The sequence below is a fragment of the Kitasatospora sp. NPDC057965 genome (genome assembly GCF_042887135.1).
GTDB lineage: Bacteria > Actinomycetota > Actinomycetes > Streptomycetales > Streptomycetaceae > Kitasatospora.
Genome location: NZ_JBHVPZ010000013.1, coordinates 25,810 through 47,891, shown reverse-complemented (window position 1 = coordinate 47,891; position 22,082 = coordinate 25,810). Strand labels below are relative to the sequence as shown.

Genomic DNA, 22,082 nt, shown 5'->3' with positions numbered 1-22,082 from the left:
CCTACGAGTCCCCGCCTCCGGCACCGCCGCCCGGCGACCGCGGCTCACGTCGTCTGGGCGAACCGGAGCATGTTGAAGTCGTCGACGGGATCGGAAAGCTCCAGGAAGCTCCGGTAGGTGTACGTTCCGGTCAATTGGATCGGTGTTCTGGTCAGGACCGACACCAACGACAGCGTCACGAGCTCCCTCAACGGCACGTTCCACGACAAGGTCACGCTCACGCCGAGGTCGGCCGTGGTGTACCGGCGGGGAGACGTCACCTGGGAGTACGCGCGCACGACGACCAAGTACGGCGGCAACACCCAGTACGTGACGACGGACGCCTGGAACTACTACCTGTCACTGGACTCCAGGGACAACCACTTCGTCACCTTCAAGGTGTGGAACTGCTTCAGCCAGTCCGGCTACCAGGGGTTCTTCTCCAGCCACATCCCGTCCGACAATCACCGCAAGAACTTCTACGGCGGCTACGTCTGGAACCAGGAGCCGCACGACTCCGCCTACTACGTCCCGTCGGACGGCCACAGCCTGGGCGAGGTCGTCAACTTCCCCGACGGGAACAAGTGGTGGGACTACGCGAGGATCTACGACCGGAGCTACCCCGAGCGCTACCTCTGCTTCACCTGGGTGCACTCCACCACCGGCGGCGACGGCTGGCACCTCCCGAACGGGCCGCTGACGAACTGGGGCGAGTGGTACACGCTGGAGATCGCCGCCTACGACCGGTACGGCAACAGGAGCGAGTTCTGGATCGACGGCTCGGACATCATCGGCGGGCTCAACCTCTACGACACCAGGCCGTAGTCCGCCCCGGACCGGGTTGCGTACGCCGGACGGAGCATCCGGTGTCCTGCGCCTGGCTGATCGGGGCTGTCACCTGACGGCGACAGCCCCGATCACACCAAGGTCTTCATACCAGGCAGGCGCCGCGTCTCACTCCTTCTCCCCGGCCTCCCCGCCCTCCGCCTCGGGGAGCGCGGGCCGTTCCACGTCTTCGATCCCGGCCGCCCCGCGCAGGTTCCGCATCCGGTCCATCAGCCCGTCGAGCCGGTTGAGCGGCAGCGTTTCGAGGAATGCCGAGAGGTCGCCCCCGCTGACGATCTGCGGAACGGGCGCCTGGGTGATCTCCCTGAGCATCTTGAGCACCATGACGTTCGGCAGGCCGAGGAGCTGGATCTCGGCCTCCAGCTCCAGCTTCACACGCCGCCGTTCCGCTTCCACCCGCACCTGGTCGATCGCGTCCTCGCGTTCCGCGTTCTCCAGTTGCAGCACGAGCTTCTCGCCCTCCATCTCCTCGTCGGCCGTCCGCTTGAGCATCTCGTTGAGCCGCTCGTCCTCCGCCCGGTACACGCCCAGGTGGGTGCCCTTGGGCTCCACTCCCCAGTCACGGAGTCCGTTCTCCACCAGGGTGGCGAGTTCGAGTCGGGCCTCACGGTAGTTCTTCACGAACTCCAGCACGGTCGACGCGGTGGCGATCTGGCTGAAGTACGTGGCGACGATGGCGCCCAGCACGCGTTGCACGAAGAGCTGAACGGGCAGCCGGTTGTCGTCGAGGCCGCCGATGTCCGAGCCCTGGGCTCCGCCGTGCCTCCTGACCAGTCCGGGCGCGGACTGGGCGGGAATCTGGATGTGCTGCTTCACGTCCACGGACAGCCGGTAGCCCTGCACGGTGGCCGTGATCCTCCCCAGGTGCACGTCGTAGTTCTGCTGCTTCGCGGGCGTCTTCTCGTCCCATTCCAGGGAGAGGAGGTGCGTCGGGACCAGCATGACGCGGACGAAGTACGGGTTGAGCGCGGAGACCGTTCCCCCGGACAGGGTTTCGTCCTGCACTCCCCGGCGGCCGCCGTTCTGCAGGAACACCCATGGCAGGTGGAACCCCTGATGGCCCGGCACCGGTGGTGCCGCCTGGTCGTCGTCCCCCGGATCCGCGCCGTCGAGCGTGATCACCACGCCGGTCCGGTCGGCGGGAATGGCGATCTGCTTCAGGTGCTTTTCTTCCAGCGGTCCGCCGCGTGCCTTCACATTGTGCATGGTGATGACGTCGAACAGGGCCGGGTTGATGTCGTAGTAGGCACCGCCCTGGAGAATGGCGAGCTGCTTGCCCTGCTGGCCGCCGCCGACGAGGAACCGTTGGCCGTCCTGGAAGTCGTCGCACTCCACATGACGACCGAAGAGCGCCCCGGGCGGCCGGTTCCCGCCGGCCCTCGCGTCGACCAGGCCGATGGTGCCCGTCGGCACGTGGACCCGGTCCACCATCGACACATGGAACAGCGCCGGGTTGACGGAGTAGGACTGTCCGCCGGCCAGCACGCCGACCTGTGTGCCCTGTTCCCCGCCGTTCAGCAGGAACTTCACGCCGTCCTGGAAGTCGTCGCAGGGCACCGGCTGTGCCAGCACTCGGTTCCCCGGCCGCGTCCGGCCCTCCTTCGCCGTGACCAGGCCGATCTTGCCCCCTGGCACCTGCAGCCGGGGGACGGGCCGGACCTGGTAGACGAACGGCGGCATCCAGTGGCGCCCGGGCAGGAGCGTGCGGGCCAGCACCCCGTGGGTGGAGTACGGGGTGACCTGTGGGAAGTCCGGATGAGCCGGGCCGTACCGGCGCCGCACGATGCCGATGTGGCCGGGCGGCACGTAATGGAGACTGAGCCGGCAGACGACACCGGCAATCGCCAGGAGGAGCAGGACAACGACGACCACGATACCCATATGTGAGACTTCCGTAGCGGTGATGTAGATCAGGAAGACGAGGGGGAGACAGCTCACGGGGAGATCGGGCTTCTCCTCCCTGCCCCGATTGAGCGCGTACATCTTTCGTCTGACGCCGGGGCCGAGAGCCAGGATGCCGAAGACGTTCACCGACGCGTGGATGTAGAGCGCCAGTTGATGGGAGACAGCCAGCGCGCACAGCGCGGCCAGGGACCCGACCAGGTAGATCGCCAGGTCCGTCCGGCTCGCCCGCTTCACCGGCTCATCTCCTGTCCACCCTGCGCAGATGCACGGCCAGAACCGTGGAGGTCCACTCGTCGTACCAGTGGTTGAACGGCTCGTTCTGCGGATTGCGCAGCGTCGGGTAGTACGCTGCGCGGGGACCGGGCCCCGCCCGCTCCGTCACTTCGGGGTAGAAGCGCGGCACCAGCGCATCGGCGGAGCTGCGCCAGCCACAGGCCACCGACAGCGCGAGGAAGTCCGCGTGCCGGTTTCCGCGCACCGCGGCCCGTGCCGCCTGGGCGCTCCAGCCCTGCCGTCCGTGCGTGTGATCGGCCCAGATGCCGTCGACGCGGGCCAGGACCTCGACGGGGATGCGGCGTGCGTGGCGGGTGCCCAGCCAGCCCTCGTCAAGACGGTCGGCCGCCTCCAGCACGATGGTGGTGGTCTGGAGATCCGCGTGCGCGAAGTTGCCCTCGGCGAGATAGCCGTCGAGGCGTCCGAGGGAGACGGCCGCCGGCACCCGCACCGTCTGCACCGCGGGCCGCTGGAGCGGAGCCGGGAACAGGGCGGACATCTCCTCCGGCGAACTGCCGTTCCGGGAGGCGGTGTCGATGTCCCGCAGCCGGCCGAGTTCCTCCGGGCTCAGCGGTCGACCGTCCCGGGCGTCGACGTACCAGGCGTGTGCCAGAAGGTAGTTGCGCTTCCCGTCCAGCAGGACCGGGAAGAAGGGACGCTGGTGGTGCATCGCCTCCAGGATCATGTCCGTGACGTCGTCCGAGTCCTGGGAATGCGGTGACATCAGGACGATCACGGCCGTCGCGAAGTCCAACTGCTGGCGCCTCACCCAGACATGCGAGTCCCCGGCCTTCAGGTCCGCGACCGACCAGACCTGCAGTCCGGCTCCTCTCACCTGGTCGGCGAGCGCATGGGCGTACGCCGTGTCTGCCTTGTCGTAGCAGAGGACGACCGCGGGGCGGTCGGGCGGCACGAGGGGCCGGGGCGGCGACGGCTGGGCCGACGCGATGTTCTCCGCGTGCCCCGGTGCGACGGATCCGCCGGAACCGTGCCGGACGGGCTCGCCGCGGACGGCGGCGACGAGTTCGTCGACCTTCCGCTCGTAGTCGGCGGCGTCCACGGTCCTGAAGTCGCGCCAGACCCGGCTCGCGGCCAGGGGCGGGAGCGGAGCGTCCCCGATCAGCAGCGGAATGAGCCGCAACTGCCGCCGCGCTCCGGCCGTGACCAGGGCCGCGTACTCCTCACGGGCCCAGGACGAGGTGCGCGAGGCCGGGCTGATGACAACCAGGACACACCCGGCGTCCTCGATCGCGGCCTCGGTGTGGTGCACGCCCACGTCACCGGGCAGCACGTCCCACTCGTCGAAGAGGACCGTCAGGGCGCTCTGCCCGAGACGGGCTGCCAGCGCTCTCGCCCAGTCGGCGTCCTCCCTGGCGTAGGAGAGGAACACCCGAGTCATACGGCGTCGCCCCGTGGCCGTACCGCTCGCACCAGCGCGGCGAGGTTCGCGTCGTAGGGCGCGCTGCCGGGATTCCGCAGGTCCGCGGGCCGGCGGATCCGGGCGAAGGGCGGCAGTTCCACATCGTCCACGAGCACCGGGATGAACCGCCGTCCACCGGTGTGCACGCGCTGGAGCAGCGCCGCGTACTCGTCGCGGATCGCGGCGTCGTCCATCGTCGCGCTGCTGAAGAGCAGGATCCCGTTGGCCGTGACGCGCAGGGCCGCTTCCTTCTCCAGGCTCTCCACCAGCCCCGGGCCGATCCACTCGGCCAGGAAGACCCGCAGCCCTTCGGCACGCAACCGGGCGGCGAGGGCCTGCGCAACCTCGGTGTCCGCCTGGGCGTAGGAGACGAACGCGTCGTACGTGTCGCCGGGTTCGGCGGCGGCGGGTCCGGTCGCGGATTCGGTGACGGGTTCCAGCGCGGGCGGGGCATCCGCAGGACGCCGTAGCCGTGACAGCCGCTCACGCACATCGATGCCGGCCGAGAGCACGGCGGCCCCGGCGGTGAACAAGGCGGCGGCCGCGCCCGCAGCGGCGATCGCCACTTCCCATGACCCCATGTCCGGAGGTTAGCTCCTGTGCCCGGAACCGCCGCCGCCTTTGCGCCATCCTTGAGCTTCTTCAGAGGAAACGACCGGCACGGTGACGGCCGATGATGTCACAACGGGCAAGGTCTCCAAGGCAGTTGACTGGGCCGTCCGAAGCGTCGGCCACGCTGCTCGGGAGTGTCGTCGGCCGTCCGTCCTGCCGCACTCGACCTGCCCCACCCGTTCGTGGAGCGGGTCGCCGTGGGTCGGCCACGCGACGTCATCGATGGCGAGCCACGGCGCAGCGGCTACAGCGGTGGGTGTCACCCCGGTGAACGCTTTGACCTCGCGGTGGAGGTGGGCCTGGTCGGTGTAGCCGCTTGCGGCCGCCACCTTGGCGGCGGCGTTACCCGCCGCGAGGAGATGGGCGGCGTGGTCGAAGCGCACAAGCCGGGCGGCGTGCTTGGGGGTGAGGCCGATCTGGGACCGGAAGCGGGACCACAGGCGCTTGCGGCTCCATCCCACCTCGTTCGCCAGGCTGTCGACGCGCACCCGTCCCCGGCTGGTGCGCATCAGCCACCAGGCAGCGGCGACCTCTGGATCGAGCGACGGGCGGGCGCTCATCCGTCGGGGTCGGCGCGACCCTGCGCCATCACGGCTTCGAGGTCAAGGTGCTGACGACCCCGAAGCCGCCGCCGGCCGCCGCCGGAAGCCGGTGGGCGGACCTGACGGTGATCGATGCCGAGCAGAACTCAGTCGTACTCCAAATGGCCCGCACACCGCGCCACTTCGCACCGCGGGATGTCGGCGGGATGCCTGTGGCCGTGCCGGGCGAACTGCTGTACAGCAAACTGGAAGCCCTCCGGACCCGCGTGTACGCCAAGGACCACATCGGCCCAGCCAGCCGCCCCCGCGAGCGAACCGGCCCCCGACACCGCTCGGAGGCCGGTTCGCTCGACGGACCTCCAGGCGCTACCGGTCCATGCGGAACGAGTACGCCTTGCCCTCGTACGCTCCGAACGACGCGTACTTGTAGTGGCCCACGGTGGGGAACGAGCGGTGGCCGTTGCCGAGCGCGTCGAAGAACTGGGCGGTGTAGCCGTAGTTGTTGTAGACCGACTTCGCCCCCATGTTGTCGGGGCCGGCGCCGTTGTAGCACGTGTTCCCGGTGGAGAACGTATGGCTCCAGGTCTGGCCGGTGTAGTCGTCCTTCTCGTCGCACGCACGGAGGCCTGTCGCTCTGATACCGGATGGTCGACATGACTCTGCGTTCACACTCACGACGGCAGGGTGATCGACTGGGCGTGGTGGAAGACGTTGGCGGGATCCCAGAGCCACTTGGCGTGCTGCAGGCGGGCGTAGTTCTGTTTGTAGTAGAGGCGTTGGTAGGCGGGTGCCCGGTCGGCGGTGGTGCCGAGGTCGGTGTCGGGGTAGTTGACGTAGGCACCGTCGGTGTCGGTGTCGGTCTCCGGGATGCCCGCGGTGGTGCGGTAGGTGTCCTGGTAGAGCCCGCGGAGGTAGGCCAGGTGGGCGGCGTCCTGGGCAGGGTCGGTCCAGTAGGTCTGGTACTGGAGCTTCATCACCGAGTCGCGCTGCGGGACGGCGGTGTCGGTGGTGGCGCGGTCGTTCACCCGACAGCCGTAGGAGTCGATCTGGACCAGGGTCTGGGTGAGGTCGGCGCCCTCGACGTCCTTGGTGAGCCAGGTCCACCAGGTGTCGATCTGGGCGGGTGTGAAGGCCTTGCGGTGGTAGGCGGACTTGTACTTGCCGCGCTGGTTGGCGCCGGAACCGCTGACCGTCATGGTCGCCTGGAACCAGGGAAGTTGGCGCCGCTTGTCGGGGTAGGGCAGGTAGAGCAGGCCGGCCGGGCCGCTCTGGACGGTGGCGCCGGTGTGCATCCCGGACTCCACCTGGGCGAGGAACTCGTCCAGCGGCGCCGGGTCCTCCTCGTCCCACTGGCTGAACAGGACGACGTTCCCGTTCGAGTGGTGGGTGAGGTGGAGGATCGAGAACAAGCCCCGGTAGACCGTCTCCTCCTTCCCGCTGTGGGCGGCGAAGAAGGCGCCGAAATTGGTGAGCAGGGTGCGGAAGTCCTCCGGATGCCTACGCAGTTCCTCCCATTTCCAGGCGACGCTGCTGAGCCAGACCCGGGGCGGCGGCTCGGGCAGGCGGTGGGCGAAGTGGTAGCGCAGGACGACGCCGAAGTTGCCGCCTCCTCCCCCGGTGTGGGCCCAGAACAGCTCGCGCTCGGGTGAGCCCTCGGGGTCCGCGCGGTTCGCCCGGGTCACCTCGACCCGGCCGCCGCGGACGGTGGCCACGTCGACCTGGACCAGGTGGTCGACGGTCAGGCCGTGCCGCCGGGAGAGCAGTCCGTACCCGCCTCCGCAGATGTGCCCGCCGGCGCCGACCGAGTAGCAGGAGCCGGCGGGGAGCGTGACGCCGTAGCGGCGGAACAGGCCCGTGTAGACGTCCCAGTTGGTGGCGCCGCCCTCGACGGCGTAGGTGGCGGCGCCGAACTTGTCGGTCGCGGCGCGCACGCCGCGCAGGGAGCTGAGGTCGAGGATGACCCCCTCGTCGTTGTCGACGAATCCCTCGTAGCAGTGGCCGCCGCCGCGTACGGTCGGCCGCAGCCCGCGGTCCGATGCCGACCGCAGTTCGGCGACGGCGTCGGCCTCGTTGCCCACCAGCCGGATGTGGGCCGGCCGACTCCGCCAGCGCTGGTTGAAGCCCTGGCTGAGCGTCTCGTAGCGGCGGTCGGAGGGGAGGACGGTCTCCCCCTCGGGCCGTTCCGTCGACGCGGCTCCGGCCGCTCCGGCATCGCCGGCGGTCAGGCCGATGGAGGTGGCGGATGCTCCGGCGGCGGCCATTCCGGTACCGCCGAGAAATCCGCGGCGGGAGAATTCATGACGCATTCCGGGACCCTCTTTCCCGACTCCGAGAAGCTGGCAGGGCACGCTAGCACTCGAACCAGGAAATCGCAGGTCCAGTACGAATCAATATGAAAGTATGTAGGCGAATTTCAGCCACCCGCGACAACACTCCAACGGCGGCCACCCGGCCGGGGTTCCCATGCGTAGACCGACCGGTCCGTTCCGATCACTGCGCACCGGTGAATCTGGCCGTACCGCATCGGAGGCCGGTTTTCGGCCACCCCTGGCCGGGGAGCCGCTACACCAGCAATCCGGAACCGGGAGGCAGTCATGGCCTATCAGTACACGATCGTCACCCCGCACGGCGACGTCCACCTGGAGACCGAGAACCACCACGGCCTGTTCGCGAGCATCGAGGACTTCCTGGAGCACCACAAGGAGACGATCACGGCCGCGCTCAGCGTCGGCACCCTCGCCGTCACCAGCCTCGGCGTCTACCTCTCGCACTACCGGGCCGGCCAGCAGCTCCGCTAGCCGGCGACCACCGCAGCCCCTCCCCGTGCCACGGGGAGGGGCTGCGGCGCGCCACCGGGGGACGGACGGGCCGCCGCACGGGCGGGCGGGCGGCTTGACGGCGAATATGGTTAGCCGCCATATTACTTCCATGGCTCAGCAGCACGAGGCCGGAAACGGCGCACCCACGCTCGACCAGGCCCGTCGGCAGCTCTCCCGGTACGGCCTGTCGGCCGACCCGCAGGCGGTTCTGGTCGCGGCGCGGCTGATGGCCGCCGGCTCCCGGCTCGGCCAGGCCGGCGAAGCGCACTTCGCGCGCTTCGGCCTGTCCACCGGCCGCTACCGGCTGCTGGCCGAACTGGAGGACCACGGCGGCGAGAAGTCGCCCTCGCAGCTGGCGGCCTCGCTCGGAGTCTCCCGGGCGACCGTGACCGGCCTGGTCGACGGACTGGAACGGGACGGCCTGGTCGCCCGGCGCCCGTCCACCGAGGACGGACGGGGCAACGTCGTGGTGCTGACCACGCGCGGCGCCCTGCGGCTGCGCGAGATGGCACCCGAGCACTTCGAGCGGATGCAGGCCATGGTCAGCGGCCTCACGATCGAGGAGCGCGCGGTCTTCCTCGACCTGCTGGCCCGGCTGGTCGAGGGCATGACCGCCCTGACCGACGACTGAGCACCCGCCACCCGGCCACCCACCCACCCCGCCCGAGAGACCGGACCGGCCACGGCCACCGGCGAAGCCCTTCACACCCGGATAGTTAGCCTCCTTAGCACTTATAGTTAGTTGCCTAATCACTCTGGAGCCATCCATGCCCAGTACCGTCCACCAGCAGCCGGCCGCTCCGGCCACCGCCGCCCCGCCACCCTTCGTCCTCTGGCGCGAGGTGCTCGTCTCCTACGCGGCGCCCGCCGTCATGGCCGGGATCGGCGGCTTCGCCACCGGCCAGACGGAGCTCAAGATCGCGGCCGTCAGCACCATCGCCGGCACCTCCGCCCTGGTCGCCGCCCTGGTCGGCGTTCGGCACCGCCGCCGCCCGCCCGGCTCCTGGGCGGAGCGCGGGCCGCGCCCGCTGCTCGCCCTCGCGTTCGGCCTCGGCGCCGCCGCGCTGGCGCTGGCCGTCGGCCTGGCCGGCGCGCAGTGGCTGCCGCGGATCCCAGCCCTGGCCGACAGCCCGTGGCCGGGACGGCTCCGCTTCGACCTGCCGGTCTCCGCCGCCATCGCGGGGACCGCGATCACCTGGCGCTGGCGCGGCAGCCTCCCCCGGCGCCGCCGGGCCCGCTGACCCGGCCCGCTGACCCGGCCCGACACGGACCCCCGCCACCCCGACACACAGCACACCGAGCACACCGAGCACACCAAGCACCCTCCCGAGAAGAGAGAGACCCGGAATGATCACCATCATGGGCGCGTCCGGCGCCACCGGCGGCGCCACCCTGCGCAGCCTCACCGCCCAGGGCGTACCCGTCCGCGCGCTGAGCCGTGACCCCGGCCGGCTGTCGGCCGGCCTCGACGGGCGCACCCGCCCGCTCGTCGAGCCGGTCGCCGCCGACGCGGAGGACCCGGAGTCGCTGCGTGACGCCCTCAAGGGGACCAGGCAGCTCTTCCTGACCATGGCCAACGGCCCGCGCCAGGTCGACCACGAGCTGCTCGCCGTCGACCTCGCCGTACAGGCCGGGGTCGAGCACATCGTCAAGGTCTCGGCGCCCGCCGCCGAGCCGGACTCCCCGGTCGCGGTCTCCCGCGGCCACCACCTGATCGAGCAACGGCTGCGCACCCACGGCGTCACCGCCACCGTGCTGCGGCCCTACGCGTTCATGCAGAAGCTGCTGCTGCTCGCCCCCGGCATCGCGGCGGCCGGACTGATCCACGGCGCGATGGGCACGGCCCGCTGCAACTACGTCGACTGCCGGGACATCGGCGACGTCGCCGCCGCCGTGCTCACCCGTCCGGAGGTGGCCGGCGGCAGCATCCCGCTCACCGGCGGGCGGGCCTACAGCTACCCGGAACTCGTCGGACTGCTGGGCGCCCTGCTCGGCCGGCCGGTGGCCTACGTGGACCTGCCGCCCGGAGAACTGCGCGCCCACCTGGTCGCCCGGGCCGGGATGCCGGACTGGCTGGCCGCCCACGTGGTGGAGATCCAGCGGCTCGCCGTCGAGCGTCCGGAGGCCCCGGACGACGCCGCCACCCGGCTGATCGGACGGTCCCCACGTACCCTGGAGGCGTTCCTCCAGGAGCACCTCGACCGGTTCCGCCACCCCCTCCGCTGACCGCCCGCACCACCCCGCAGGGCCCGCCGCACCCCCGCGCGGCGGGCCCGTCACCCCGAAGGAGCAGCATCCGGTGTGGCATGGGTCACGGTCGGAAAATCGACCTGACGGACCGTCAAAACGACTGACAGGTCGTCACATGCAACCCACGAAGCCTCAGTTGTGAGCTGATGCTCCGTCAGATTCGGCCACTTGCGGGCCAGTTGGGCGGAGCATTGGTCGAACCTTCGTTCATCACCCGGGGCTACCATCAGTCGGGTTGTCCGCTCCGGCCCCGGAGTGGGGTCACCCGGACAGGCGAGTGCTCCCACAGCCCCCAAGGGTCGGACATCGATCGGGACGGGGCGAGGACAAGGAGCACACGGCAGCCATGACAGCCGAACCCAGCCGGGAACCGCGCCCGGACGCCGCGACCGAGCAGACCCCGGCCGCCACCCCGACGCCGCCCGCCGAGCCGGCTCAGCAGCCCGCGCAGGCCGAGCTGCGCAAGCAGACCCCGGGGCCCGCGCAGGCCGCGGAGCCCGAGCAGGCCGAGAAGCAGGCCCGCTACCCGGGCCGCCCCGCCGCCGCCCCGCGCACCCTGGTCGACGTGCTCGACGCGACCGCCCGGCAGCACCCCGCCGAGCCCGCCCTCGACGACGGCCGCACCGTGCTCAGCTACCGGTCGCTGGCCGCCGAGGTCGAGCAGCTGCGCCGCCGCCTCGCCGCCGCCGGCATCGGCCGCGGCGACCGGGTCGGCGTGCGCGTGCCCTCCGGCACCAACGACCTCTACGTCTCCGTCCTCGCGGTGCTCGCCGCCGGCGCCGCCTACGTCCCGGTGGACTTCGAGGACCCGGACGAGCGCGCCCAGCTGGTCTTCGAGGAGGCCGCCGTCGCCGCCGTCCTCGGCGCCGAGCGCGTACTCACCCCCGTCGGGGCGGCCCGCGAGCCGCTCGCCGACCAGACCCCGGCCGCGCAGCGCCCCACCCCGGCGGACGACGCCTGGATCATCTTCACCTCCGGCTCGACCGGCCGCCCCAAGGGCGTCGCCGTCACCCACCGCAACGCCGCCGCCTTCGTCGACGCCGAGGCCGCGCTCTTCCTCCAGGACGAGCCGATCGGCCCCGGCGACCGGGTGATGGCCGGCCTGTCCGTCGCCTTCGACGCCTCCTGCGAGGAGATGTGGCTGGCCTGGCGGCACGGCGCCTGCCTGGTACCGGTCCCCCGCTCCCAGGTGCGCTCCGGCGCCGACCTCGGACCCTGGCTGGCCGAGCAGGAGATCACCGTGGTCTCCACCGTGCCGACGCTGGCCGCGCTCTGGCCGGCCGAGGCGCTGAACGAGGTCCGGCTGCTGATCTTCGGCGGCGAGGCCTGCCCGCCCGAGCTGGTGCAGCGCGTGGTCACCGAGGGCCGCGAGGTGTGGAACACCTACGGCCCCACCGAGGCCACCGTGGTCGCCTGCGGCGCGCTGCTGACCGGCGAGGGCCCGGTGCGGATCGGCCTGCCGCTGGACGGCTGGGACCTCGTCGTGGTCGACGAGGCCGGTGAGCCCGTCGCGCCCGGCGGCACCGGCCAGCTGGTGATCGGCGGCGTCGGCCTGGCCCGCTACCTGGACCCGGAGAAGGACGCCGAGAAGTACGCCCCGCTGCCCTCGATGGGCTGGGAACGCGCCTACCGCAGCGGCGACCTCGTCCAGGCCGACCCGGAGGGCCTGCTCTTCCTGGGCCGCGCCGACGAGCAGATCAAGCTCGGCGGCCGGCGGATCGAGCTCGGCGAGGTGGACGCGGCGCTGCAGGCGCTGCCCGGTGTCGCCGGCGCGGCCGCGGCCGTGCGCACCGCGCGCGGCGGCAACCAGCTGCTGGTCGGCTACCTGGTGACCGGCGAGGGCTGGGACCGCGAGCAGGCCGTGCAGCGGCTGCGCGCCGAGCTGCCGGCCGCGCTGGTCCCGCTGCTCGCGCCGGTCGACACCCTGCCCACCCGCACCTCCGGCAAGGTGGACCGCAACGCGCTGCCCTGGCCGCTGCCCGATCTGGAGACCGCCGGGCCGACCGAGCAGCTCTACGGCACCGAGGCCTGGCTGGCCGAGCAGTGGACGGAGATCCTCGGCGTGCCGGTGAGCGGCCCCCGGGAGGACTTCTTCGCGATCGGCGGCGGCAGCCTGGCCGCCGCCCGGCTGACCACCCTGCTGCGCACCCGCTACCCGAACGCGGCGGTGCTGGACATCTACCAGCAGCCGACGCTGCGCAAGCTCGCCCGCCACCTGGAGCGCACCGCGGCCGACACCGGCGAGGCCCGGACGGTCGAACCGGTGCCGACCCGCGCCAAGCTGCTGCAGCTGCTCCTGCTGATCCCGCTGTTCACCGTGGTGGGCCTGCGCTGGACGGTCGCCCTGCTGGCGCTCGGCAACCTGCTCTCCCACCTGGACGGCTTCGCCTGGGCGCCGACCGCCTCCTGGTGGGCGGTCGGCGCGGGCGCGGCGGCGCTGTTCACCCCGGCGGGCCGGCTGGCGATCGCGGCCGGCGGCGCCCGGCTGCTGCTGCGCGGCCTGCGGCCGGGCAGCTACCCCCGCGGCGGCGGCGTCCACCTGCGGCTGTGGACCGCCGAGCGGCTGGCCGAGGTGAGCGGCGCGACCTCGCTCTCCGGCTCCTGGCTGGTCCGCTACGCGCGGGCGCTGGGCGCCAAGGTCGGCGAGGAGGTGGACCTGCACTCGCTGCCGCCGGTGACCGGCATGCTCAAGCTGGGCCGGGGCTGCGCCGTGGAGGCCGAGGTGGACCTCAACGGCTACTGGCTGGACGGCGACCGGCTGGAGGTCGGGCAGCTCAAGGTCGGTTCGGGCGCCGTGGTCGGCACCCGCTCGACGCTGCTGCCGGGCGCCCGGGTCGGCAAGCGGGCCCAGGTGGTGGCCGGCTCCAGCGTCACCGGGCACGTCCCGACCGGTCAGCGCTGGGGCGGCGCGCCCGCCGTCAAGCTGGGCCGCGCCGAGCGGACCTGGCCCAAGGAGCGCCCGGTCCGCCGGGCCCGCTGGTCCGCGCTGTACGGGCTGAGCGGTACGGCGCTGAGCCTGCTGCCGCTGCTGCCGGCGGTGGCCGGCCTGGCCGTGCTCGCCCCGTTCGTCGACCCGGCGGACGGTCTGGGCGGCGCGCTCGGCGGCGCCCTGCTCGGTCTGCTGCCGGCCACCCTGGCGTTCGGGGTGGTGTACGCGGCGCAGCTGGTCGCGGCGGTGCGGCTGCTGTCGATCGGTCTGAAGCCGGGCGTCCACCCGCTGCACGGCCGGGTCGGCTGGCAGGCGTGGACGGTCATGCAGCTGATGGACCAGGCCCGGGAGGTCCTCTTCCCGCTGTACGCGGGTCTGGTGACCCCGGTGTGGCTGCGGGCGCTGGGCATGCGGGTCGGCAAGCACGCCGAGGTGTCGACGGTGCTGGCGCTGCCGAGCCTGACCACGGTCGGCGACGGCGCGTTCCTGGCCGACGACACCCTGATGGCGCCGTACGAGCTGGGCGGCGGCTGGGTGCGCCTCGGTGAGGCGAAGGTCGGCGAGCGGGCGTTCCTGGGCAACTCGGGGATGACCGCGCCGGGCCGTTCGGTGCCCAAGCGCGGCCTGGTGGGTGTGCTGTCGGCGACGCCGGAGAAGGCCAAGAAGGGCGGCTCGTACCTGGGCATGCCGCCGGTGCGGCTGCCGCGCTCGGCCGACCAGGCGGACCAGAGCCTGACCTACGAGCCGCCGGCGCGGCTGCTGTGGGCGCGCGGGCTGGTCGAGGTGGCCCGGCTGCTGCCGGTGGTGGCCTCGGGGGCGCTGGGCGCGCTGACGCTGGCGGCGCTGTCCTGGCTCTCCACCGAGTGGTCCCCGCTCGCGGCGGCGCTGCTGTCCGGCGCGCTGCTGCTGACGGCCGGCACGGCGGCGTGCGCGGTCGCGGTGGCCGCGAAGTGGCTGCTGGTCGGCCGGTTCCGGGCGGTGGAGCACCCGCTGTGGAGCTCCTTCGTGTGGCGCAACGAGCTGGCGGACACCTTCGTGGAGGTGCTGGCGGTGCCGTGGCTGGTGGGCGCGGTGCCGGGTACGCCGGTGCTGAACCTGTGGCTGCGGGCGCTCGGCGCCAAGGTCGGGCACGGCGTGTGGTGCGAGAGCTACTGGCTGCCGGAGGCGGACCTGGTGACGCTCGGGGACGGGGTGTCGGTCAACCGCGGCTGCGTGGTGCAGACCCACCTCTTCCACGACCGGATCATGCGGATGGATACTGTCGTCCTCCGCGAGGGCGCCACCCTGGGGCCCGGCGGCATCGTGCTGCCCGGCAGTACGGTGGGCGCGCGCAGCACGCTGGGCCCGGCCTCGCTGGTGATGCGCGCCGAGTCCGTGCCCGCCGACAGCCGGTGGCTCGGCAACCCGATCGAGGTGTGGCAGGCCACCTCCTGACCGCCGTCCCCCGGGGGCCGGCCGGGGTTCGCCCCGTCCGGCCCCCGGGCGTCCCCGTCCCTGTCCGTGTCCGCGTCGAGCCCGCCCGTCCAGCCACCGTCCAGCCACCGTCCAGCCCCGTCCCCTGCCCAGTCCCGTGTTTCCAGGAGCGTACGACCCGGTGAACCCCCGCCCGGCGCAGTCCCCGCAGCCCCCGCAGCCCGCCGCCCCGCCGGACCCCTACTTCCCGAACAGCGGTGACCCGCGTTACCGGGTCCACCGGTACGAGCTGGCGCTGGACTACCGGCCCGGCCCGAACCGGCTGGGCGGCACCGCCCGGCTGAGCGCCGTCTCGGTGAGCGCGCTGACGGAGTTCGCGCTGGACCTCGCCGACTTCCGGATCGGCCGGGTGCTGGTGGACGGCAAGGCGGCCCGCTACACCCACCGGGCCGGCAAGCTGCGGATCCGCCCGCCGAAGCCGCTGGCGGCGGGGGCGGCGTTCACCGTCGACGTGCACTACACCGGCAACCCGCGGCCGGTGCGCAGCCCCTGGGGCGGCCTGGGCTGGGAGGAGCTGACCGACGGCGCCCTGGTGGCCAGCCAGCCGATCGGCGCGCCGTCCTGGTTCCCGTGCAACGACCGGCCGGCGGACAAGGCGACCTACCAGATAGCGGTCACCACGCCGTCCCCGTACACGGTGGTGGTGGGCGGCCGACTGCTGACCCGGACCACCGGTTCGTCCAGCACCACCTGGGTGTACGAGCAGTCCGCGCCCACCTCGACGTACCTGGTGACGGTCTCGATCGGCCAGTACCGGCCGGTGGTGCTGGCCGAGCACCCGCAGGTGCCGCAGACCGGGTACGTACCGGAGCGGCTGGCGGGCGCGTTCGCCGGTGACTTCGGGCGCCAGCCGAAGATGATGGCCTACTTCGGGGAGGTGTTCGGCCCGTACCCGTTCGGCGAGTACACGGTGGTGGTCGCCGACGAGGAGCTGGACGTCCCGGTGGAGGCGCAGGGGGTGGCGACCTTCGGCACCAACCACCTGGGCGGCGGCTGGGAGCGGGAGCGGCTGGTGGCCCACGAGCTGGCGCACCAGTGGTTCGGCAACAGCGTGTCGATCGGCGACTGGAGCCACATCTGGCTGAACGAGGGGCTGGCGAAGTACGCGGAGTGGCTCTGGTCGGAGCGCTCCGGCGGGCCGACGGCGGGCGCCCGGGCGGCGTTCGCGCACCGGCTGCTGGCCGGGCTGCCGCAGGACCTGCGGCTGGCCGATCCGGGCCGCAAGCTGATGTTCGACGACCGGCTGTACCAGCGCGGCGGCCTGGTGGTGCACGCGCTGCGGCTGGCCCTCGGTGACACCGCCTTCTTCCGGATGCTCAAGGACTGGGCGTCGTTCCACCGGCACGGGGTGGTGACCACGGCGGACTTCCGCGCCCATGCCGCCCGGTACGCCCGCGGGCCGCTGGACGAGCTGTTCGAGGCCTGGCTGTGGCGGCCGGAGCTGCCGCCGCTGCCGGCGGGCTGACCCGGCCTTCCGCGGTCCGCCGCACCGTGACCGGGCCCGCGCCCGGCCCCGGTGCGGCGGACCGCGCTCAGGCGAGCTCGGGCACGGTGCGGTGCAGGCCCTTGCGGTCGTAGTAGCGGGTCATCGCGAAGCCGAAGAGCAGGGCCGCGACGGTGCCGATGCCGATCCAGATCCAGGCCCGGGTGAGGCCGGCGTCGGCCTGGGCGTCGAAGAACAGGATGGCCCGCACGCCGTCGGTGAGCTGGCGCATCGGCTCGAACAGCGCGAGGAACCGGTAGAAGGCCGGCAGGGCGTCCAGCGGCACGGTGGCGCCGGAGGACGGCAGGCCGAGCACGATGAAGACGAACATGCTGACCAGCAGGCCGAGGCCGCCGAAGGCCGCGTTGATGGCCTGGACGCCGAGGCCGACCGCGCTGCTGGCACAGACCGAGAAGATCCACAGCAGCGGCAGGTGCGCGGCGTCCATGTCCAGGATCACCACCCCGGCCAGCATGATGAGCGAGGAGGTGAGCAGCGACAGGCCCACCGACATCACGCTCTTCACGGCGAGGGTGCTGGTGCGGCTGATCGGCACGACCGGGTGGCGGGCCCGCCAGGGGCCGATCTCGTTGTCGGCGTAGCCGAGCGCGACGTCGACGCCGTTGCCGATGATGTTGGCGCCGAAGAAACCGGCCAGGACGAGCAGCAGGGTGTAGTAGAAGGCGGAGAGCCCGAGTCCGCTGCGGTTGCCGATCGGGTGGCCGACGGTGGTGCTGAGGGCGATCGGGTCGGCGATCAGCAGCCGGGCCGCGTCGTCCAGGCCCTGGGCCTGCGGGAGCGCGGTGAGCCGGGTGCCGAGGGACAGCGAGGCCTGGTGGACGGCCTGCTGGCCGATCTGGGCGGCGATCGAGGAGCCGAGGCTGCCGACGCCCGGGTTGGTGTACTGGATCACGGTGGGGCGCGCGGGCGTGGCGCTCGCGCCGCGGAGGGCGACGACGGTGGCGGTGAACTCGGGCGGCACCTGGAGCGCACCGTAGAGCTTGCCGGAGGCCAGTTGCCGCTTCGCCTCGGCCTCGTCGAGCCGCCGCCAGGAGACGGCGTCCCCCTGGCCGGGGGCGGTGGCGATGCCGGTGACGAGCTGTTCGCCGAGGTTCTGCGGCTGCCCGCCGGCCTCGGCCCCGCGGTCGCTGTTCACCAGGGCGATCGGCAGGTGGTGCAGATCGCCGCGGGGGTCGAGGATGCCGCCGAGGTAGAGCAGCGACATCAGCAGGCTGAGCAGGCCGACCAGCACGGCCGGGACGGCCCAGACCCTGGGGTTGCGGAGCACCCGGCGGGCCTTGACGCCGGCGGGCGGCTCGGGCCGGCGCGGCTCGGGAAGGCTCGGCTCGCGGTGGGAGGGCATGACGCTCCGTGGGGTGGTCGGCGGTCAGACGGACCCTAGGAGCGCAGCGCTTCCGCGGGTCGGCGCCACGCCGCCGGGGTCACCCGCCCGTACGGCGGCAGCGGTACGGTCCGGCCCCTCCGCCGAGGGGCCGGACCGGGTCCGTGCCGGGGGTGCGTCAGCCGGTGAAGCCGGCCGTCACGGAGGTGAACTGCCAGTCGTTCTGGGCGATGCCGGAGCAGGTCTCCTGCTGGCCGCCGCCCGGGCAGCCGCGGTCGCGGTTGACCGACCAGAAGGCCATCCGGGCCAGGTGGTGGCTGTTGGCCCAGTCGCGGATCGCCGTCCAGTTCTGGACGCTGGTGATCTCACCGGTGTCGCTGAGGCCGTTCATGCCGGAGATGCCCATGTGCGCGTAGGCGGTGGCGTCGTCCCAGCCGAAGACGGACTTCAGCTTGGTCTTCAGGCCCTCGGAGGCGCTGACGGTGGCGGCGTACATGTCGGTGGACGCGTTGCCGAAGTCGAACGGCATGATGGTGAAGACGTCGATGTCCGCGCCGAGCGCCTTGGCCTGCTCGATCAGCCGGTTGCCGTAGTAGGTCGGGCCGGTGGTGGCGGTGCCGAAGGTCACGATGGTGCGCAGACCGGGGTTGTTCTGCTTGACGATCTTGAGCGCGCCGAGGATCCGGTCCTGGACGGCGGTGTTCTCGAACTCGTCGGTGTTCTCGATGTCGACGTCGATCGCCTTGAGGCCGTACGCGTCGATCACCTTCTGGTAGGCGGCCGCGAGGTCGGCGGTGGTGGCGCAGTTGGGGCCGAGCTTGTTGCCGCTCCATCCGCCGATCGACGGGACGACGTCGCCGCCGGCCGCGCGCACCGCGTTGATCGTGGCCTGGTCGACGCCGTTCAGCAGCGGCCGCTGGCTGTCCCAGGTGGGGTTGCAGCCGTTCTGGGCCAGGACGAACGCCAGGGTGAACCACTTGATGCCGGTGGCGTTCATGACGGTGGTGGCGGCCGGCGGGTTGCCCCAGCCGTTGTAGAGGTAGGGCGCGGCCTGCTTGAAGCCGCTCGGGGCGGGGCCGCCGCCGTTGGCGTCGGTGGTGACGGCCAGGGCGGTGGAGGCGGCGGAGGTGTTGCCGGCCGCGTCGCGGGCCCTGACGGTGAAGGTGTAGGCGGTGGACGCGCTCAGGCCGGGCACGGTGGCGGTGGTGCCGGTGGCGGTCGCGACCTTGGCGGTGCCCTGGTACACGTCGTAGCCGGTGACGCCGACGTTGTCGGTGGCGGCGTCCCAGGCCAGGGTGACGCTGGTCGCGGACTTTCCGGTGGCGCGCAGGTTGCCCGGCACGGTGGGGGCCTGGGTGTCGACCGGCGGGGTGGTGCCGCCGCCCGGGCCGTCGAGGACGATGTCGTCGGCGTAGTAGGTGCCCTGGCCGTACCAGCCGTTGACGTAGACCTCGGCGCTGGTCTGGGTGGCTCCGGTGGTGAAGGAGACGCTCAGCTTGCTGTAGTCGGCGGCGGAGGTCCAGGCGGAGCCGCCGCCGGTGACGCCGAGGTGGACGTAGCTGCCGCGGACCCAGCCGGAGAGCGTGTAGGTGGTGCTGGGCTTGACCGCGACGGTCTGCACGCACTTGGCGGTGTCGCCCGCGGTGGCGGCGCCGGCGAGCGCCTTGCCGCCGCTGTGCACGGGGGTGGTGACGACCGAGCCGAGGCCGCCGGAGCAGCTCCAGCCGGACAGTGTGCCGGTCTCGAAGCCGCCGTTGGTGAGCTGGTCGGCCGCGTGGGCGGCGGTGGGCGCGGTGAACGCCGCGGCGGCCGCGAGCAGCGCGGCGGCGCCGGCGGCGGGCAGTCGGGTGCGCTTGTGCACCGATGACCTCCAGTGGGGGTGTGGGGGTGGAGGTGCGGGGAGGGCCCCAAAATGGACTGGACCAATTGCTCATGTCAAGTGATGTCCGCCGGACGGACGGTGCCGGAGTGTCGGAAGTGGCGGAAGTGGCGGAACCGGTCGGGAGAAAATGGGTGGAACGACGCGCCCGGAGCGAACTAGGTTGGGGCCGCTGTGCCATGGCACCGCGGAACGAACCCGACCGAACCCGACCGCACCATGTCAGAGGATCAGATGACCGACCTGTCCGACGAACTGCTCCCCACCACCCGCCGCGCGCTGCTGCACCGCCTGGCCGTCGCCCAGAGCGAGGGCCGCGCCCCCTCGATGGTGGCCGCCGTGGTCCGGGACGGGCGGCCGGTCTGGAACGGCGCCCGCAGCATGGTCGACGGCCACGCTCCCACCGCCGACGTGCAGTACCGGATCGGCTCGATCACCAAGACCTTCGTCGCCGTGCTCGTCCTGCGGCTGCGCGACGAGGGCCTGCTCGACCTCGCCGACCCGGTCGAGCGCCACCTGCCCGGCACCCCCGCCGACGGCGCCACCGTCGCCCAGATGCTCTCGCACTCGGCCGGCCTCGCCTGCGAGACCCCCGGCCCCTGGTGGGAGCGGACCGAGGGCACGCTGCGGCCCGCCCTCGCCGACCTGCTGGAGGAAGAGCGGCCCCGGCGCCACCCCGCCGGGCGGCTGCACCACTACTCCAACCCCACCTACGCGCTGCTCGGCGCCCTGGTCGAGCGGTTGCGCGGCGAGCACTGGGGCGAGGTGCTGCGCCGCGAGGTGCTCGAACCCCTCGGCATGGACCGCACCACCCTGCTCCCGGAGCACCCGCACGCCGGCGGCTTCGCCGTCCACCCCTGGGCCGACGTCCTGCTGCCCGAACCGCTCAACGACGCCGGTCTGATGGCCCCGGCCGGCCAGCTCTGGTCCACCACCGCCGACCTCGCCAAGTGGGCCGCCTTCCTGGCCGACGGCGACCCGAAGGTGCTGTCCGCCGACACCGTCGCCGAGATGCGCCGCCCCGCCGTCGCGCCGGACACCGACGACTGGACCGAGACCTACGGCCTGGGCCTGCAGCTGATCCGGCACGACGGCCGCACCCTGTTCGGGCACAGCGGCTCGATGCCCGGCTTCACCGCCGGACTGTGGGTCAGCGAGGCCGACGGCCTGGCCGCGATCGCCTTCGCCAACGCCACCCACGGCTCCCGCACCCCGCTGGTCGCCGCCGAGCTGATCGCGATCACCGCGCAGCACGAGCCCCGCCTCCCCGAGCCGTGGCGCCCGCTGCCCGAGGTCGACGAGCAGCTCCTCGCCCTCACCGGCCCCTGGTACTGGGGCGCCGCTCCGCACGTCCTGCGGCTGACGGCCGGGCGTGCGCTGGAGCTCTCGGTGCTCGGCCAGGGCGGCCGCGGCTCCCGGTTCCGCCCCGAGGAGGACGGCACCTGGACCGGGCTCGACGACTACTACGCGGGCGAGACGCTGCGCGTGGTGCGGGCCGCCGACGGCTCGGTCAGCCATCTGGACATCGGCTCCTTCGTCCTCACCCGCGCGCCCTACGGGCCGGCCGAGGTCATCCCGGGCGGCCTCGACCCGCAGGGCTGGCAGGCCTACTGACCTGACCCGACCGTCCCTCGGCCCGGCCGAGACCCCGGCGCCCGCCCGGCCCCGATCCGTCCCACTACCCGCCCGTGCCCCGGCCGGGCGCCGGGGCGACGGCGGGGCCGGGCGGGCGGGCGCCGCTGCGCAGCGCGTGCACGGCGCGCACCACGTACCCGGCGAGCAGCAGCCCACCCGCCATCGCGCCCGAGGCGTAGGTGTCCGCCGCCTGCGCCTCCGCCCAGCCGGCCGCCACCCCGATCAGGAGGTACGGCGCCACGGCGACCAGCAGCGCCACGCCCAGCGCCACCAGCGCGGCCCGCGGTCGGCGGTCGTCCTCCCAGCAGCGCTCGCCGACCAGGTGCAGGGCGAGCGCCATCGCCACCACCAGGCACCACCACGGCGAGGGTGCCAGTCCCACCGCCCTGGCCAGCAGGTAGACGACGGTGAGCCCCGCCGTCGCCGCCGCCTGGCACCTCAGCACGCCTGTCATGTCACTGGCGATTCCTCGCCAGAATCCCGCCCCCGGAATCCACCCCATGCAGCGGAGGATAGGGCGGCGCGCCGGTGCCCAACAGGTGTCCCGCACACGTCGCGTGGTCGCATTCAGCAGGTGCACATCTGCGCTCCGCCGAACGGCAACGTGGATGCCAGCCGACTTGGAGAGACATACGGGTGCCGGTTCGCAGACCCGTCGACCGTACGGGCCTGGCCGGGCCGGTGCCACGGAAACC

General features: G+C 72.6%; 16 protein-coding genes and 1 pseudogene. 8 read left to right on the top strand and 9 right to left on the bottom strand.

The window, feature by feature from the left end; all coding sequences use genetic code 11:
• Positions 1-117: 117 nt before the first annotated feature.
• Positions 118-804 carry a hypothetical protein gene (locus ACFVVU_RS18475; RefSeq protein ID WP_387790929.1) on the top strand — a complete coding sequence of 229 codons (687 nt, stop codon included), beginning with the start codon at positions 118-120 and terminating at the stop codon, positions 802-804.
• Positions 805-933: 129 nt separating this feature from the next.
• Here ACFVVU_RS18475 and ACFVVU_RS18470 read toward each other — a convergent pair whose 3' ends face one another.
• From ACFVVU_RS18470 to ACFVVU_RS18445, 6 genes and pseudogenes are all read right to left on the bottom strand, one after another.
• Positions 934-2,964 carry a hypothetical protein gene (locus tag ACFVVU_RS18470; protein WP_380681937.1) on the bottom strand — a complete coding sequence of 677 codons (2,031 nt, stop codon included), beginning with the start codon at positions 2,962-2,964 and terminating at the stop codon, positions 934-936.
• Between the two features lie 4 nt (positions 2,965-2,968).
• Positions 2,969-4,402, bottom strand: coding sequence for a TIR domain-containing protein (locus ACFVVU_RS18465; RefSeq protein WP_380681938.1), 1,434 nt, complete (start codon positions 4,400-4,402; stop codon positions 2,969-2,971).
• Positions 4,399-5,004, bottom strand: coding sequence for a toll/interleukin-1 receptor domain-containing protein (locus ACFVVU_RS18460; RefSeq protein ID WP_380681939.1), 606 nt, complete (start codon positions 5,002-5,004; stop codon positions 4,399-4,401). The genes ACFVVU_RS18465 and ACFVVU_RS18460 overlap by 4 nt, the downstream gene beginning before the upstream one ends.
• A 234-nt stretch (positions 5,005-5,238) precedes the next feature.
• Positions 5,239-5,598 (bottom strand): annotated as a pseudogene (locus tag ACFVVU_RS18455) (helix-turn-helix domain-containing protein); the annotation flags it as partial.
• A gap of 345 nt (positions 5,599-5,943) precedes the next feature.
• The gene (locus tag ACFVVU_RS18450) at positions 5,944-6,252 is read right to left on the bottom strand and encodes a hypothetical protein (protein WP_387790927.1); all 309 of its coding nucleotides are present in this window, start codon (positions 6,250-6,252) and stop codon (positions 5,944-5,946) included.
• Positions 6,249-7,883, bottom strand: a complete 1,635-nt coding sequence (locus ACFVVU_RS18445) for an FAD-binding oxidoreductase (RefSeq protein ID WP_387790925.1) — start codon at positions 7,881-7,883, stop codon at positions 6,249-6,251. The genes ACFVVU_RS18450 and ACFVVU_RS18445 overlap by 4 nt, the downstream gene beginning before the upstream one ends.
• Positions 7,884-8,171: 288 nt before the next feature.
• Here ACFVVU_RS18445 and ACFVVU_RS18440 point away from each other — a divergent pair, with 288 nt between their 5' ends.
• The 6 genes from ACFVVU_RS18440 (at position 8,172) to ACFVVU_RS18415 (ending at position 16,513) form a co-directional block, all read left to right on the top strand.
• Positions 8,172-8,375, top strand: coding sequence for a hypothetical protein (locus ACFVVU_RS18440; protein ID WP_380681942.1), 204 nt, complete (start codon positions 8,172-8,174; stop codon positions 8,373-8,375).
• A 130-nt stretch (positions 8,376-8,505) separates the two neighbouring features.
• The gene (locus ACFVVU_RS18435; RefSeq protein WP_387790923.1) at positions 8,506-9,027 is read left to right on the top strand and encodes a MarR family winged helix-turn-helix transcriptional regulator; all 522 of its coding nucleotides are present in this window, start codon (positions 8,506-8,508) and stop codon (positions 9,025-9,027) included.
• A 136-nt stretch (positions 9,028-9,163) separates the two neighbouring features.
• A complete protein-coding gene (locus tag ACFVVU_RS18430; RefSeq protein ID WP_387790921.1) occupies positions 9,164-9,637 on the top strand; it encodes a hypothetical protein in 474 nt (157 codons plus the stop codon).
• Positions 9,638-9,743: 106 nt separating this feature from the next.
• Complete coding sequence (locus ACFVVU_RS18425; RefSeq protein ID WP_387790920.1) at positions 9,744-10,622, top strand: NmrA family NAD(P)-binding protein; 879 nt, start codon at positions 9,744-9,746, stop codon at positions 10,620-10,622.
• 370 nt (positions 10,623-10,992) lie between these two features.
• Complete coding sequence (locus ACFVVU_RS18420; protein WP_387790918.1) at positions 10,993-15,009, top strand: Pls/PosA family non-ribosomal peptide synthetase; 4,017 nt, start codon at positions 10,993-10,995, stop codon at positions 15,007-15,009.
• A gap of 160 nt (positions 15,010-15,169) precedes the next feature.
• The gene (locus ACFVVU_RS18415) at positions 15,170-16,513 is read left to right on the top strand and encodes a M1 family metallopeptidase (RefSeq protein WP_380690293.1); all 1,344 of its coding nucleotides are present in this window, start codon (positions 15,170-15,172) and stop codon (positions 16,511-16,513) included.
• 67 nt (positions 16,514-16,580) lie between these two features.
• Here ACFVVU_RS18415 and ACFVVU_RS18410 read toward each other — a convergent pair whose 3' ends face one another.
• Together ACFVVU_RS18410 and ACFVVU_RS18405 are read right to left on the bottom strand one after the other, a co-directional pair.
• Positions 16,581-17,894 carry a YhgE/Pip domain-containing protein gene (locus tag ACFVVU_RS18410; protein ID WP_387790916.1) on the bottom strand — a complete coding sequence of 438 codons (1,314 nt, stop codon included), beginning with the start codon at positions 17,892-17,894 and terminating at the stop codon, positions 16,581-16,583.
• Between the two features lie 157 nt (positions 17,895-18,051).
• The gene (locus tag ACFVVU_RS18405) at positions 18,052-19,734 is read right to left on the bottom strand and encodes a carbohydrate binding domain-containing protein (RefSeq protein ID WP_380688066.1); all 1,683 of its coding nucleotides are present in this window, start codon (positions 19,732-19,734) and stop codon (positions 18,052-18,054) included.
• Positions 19,735-19,986: 252 nt separating this feature from the next.
• On the opposite strand from ACFVVU_RS18405, the gene ACFVVU_RS18400 reads away from it, so the two are divergent.
• Positions 19,987-21,366 carry a serine hydrolase domain-containing protein gene (locus ACFVVU_RS18400; RefSeq protein WP_380688068.1) on the top strand — a complete coding sequence of 460 codons (1,380 nt, stop codon included), beginning with the start codon at positions 19,987-19,989 and terminating at the stop codon, positions 21,364-21,366.
• 64 nt (positions 21,367-21,430) lie between these two features.
• Here the strand turns inward: ACFVVU_RS18400 and ACFVVU_RS18395 are convergent, their stop codons facing one another.
• Positions 21,431-21,841 carry a hypothetical protein gene (locus ACFVVU_RS18395; RefSeq protein WP_380688070.1) on the bottom strand — a complete coding sequence of 137 codons (411 nt, stop codon included), beginning with the start codon at positions 21,839-21,841 and terminating at the stop codon, positions 21,431-21,433.
• Positions 21,842-22,082 lie beyond the last annotated feature (241 nt).

Excerpts from the sequence above, each read along its gene's own strand:
- ACFVVU_RS18465 (WP_380681938.1), bottom strand. The coding sequence starts at position 4,402 with ATGACTCGGGTGTTCCTCTCCTACGCCAGGGAGGACGCCGACTGGGCG.
- ACFVVU_RS18460 (WP_380681939.1), bottom strand. The coding sequence starts at position 5,004 with ATGGGGTCATGGGAAGTGGCGATCGCCGCTGCGGGCGCGGCCGCCGCC.
- ACFVVU_RS18445 (WP_387790925.1), bottom strand. The coding sequence starts at position 7,883 with ATGCGTCATGAATTCTCCCGCCGCGGATTTCTCGGCGGTACCGGAATG.
- ACFVVU_RS18440 (WP_380681942.1), top strand. The coding sequence starts at position 8,172 with ATGGCCTATCAGTACACGATCGTCACCCCGCACGGCGACGTCCACCTG.
- ACFVVU_RS18435 (WP_387790923.1), top strand. The coding sequence starts at position 8,506 with ATGGCTCAGCAGCACGAGGCCGGAAACGGCGCACCCACGCTCGACCAG.
- ACFVVU_RS18430 (WP_387790921.1), top strand. The coding sequence starts at position 9,164 with ATGCCCAGTACCGTCCACCAGCAGCCGGCCGCTCCGGCCACCGCCGCC.
- ACFVVU_RS18425 (WP_387790920.1), top strand. The coding sequence starts at position 9,744 with ATGATCACCATCATGGGCGCGTCCGGCGCCACCGGCGGCGCCACCCTG.
- ACFVVU_RS18420 (WP_387790918.1), top strand. The coding sequence starts at position 10,993 with ATGACAGCCGAACCCAGCCGGGAACCGCGCCCGGACGCCGCGACCGAG.
- ACFVVU_RS18410 (WP_387790916.1), bottom strand. The coding sequence starts at position 17,894 with ATGCCCTCCCACCGCGAGCCGAGCCTTCCCGAGCCGCGCCGGCCCGAG.
- ACFVVU_RS18400 (WP_380688068.1), top strand. The coding sequence starts at position 19,987 with ATGACCGACCTGTCCGACGAACTGCTCCCCACCACCCGCCGCGCGCTG.
- ACFVVU_RS18395 (WP_380688070.1), bottom strand. The coding sequence starts at position 21,841 with ATGACAGGCGTGCTGAGGTGCCAGGCGGCGGCGACGGCGGGGCTCACC.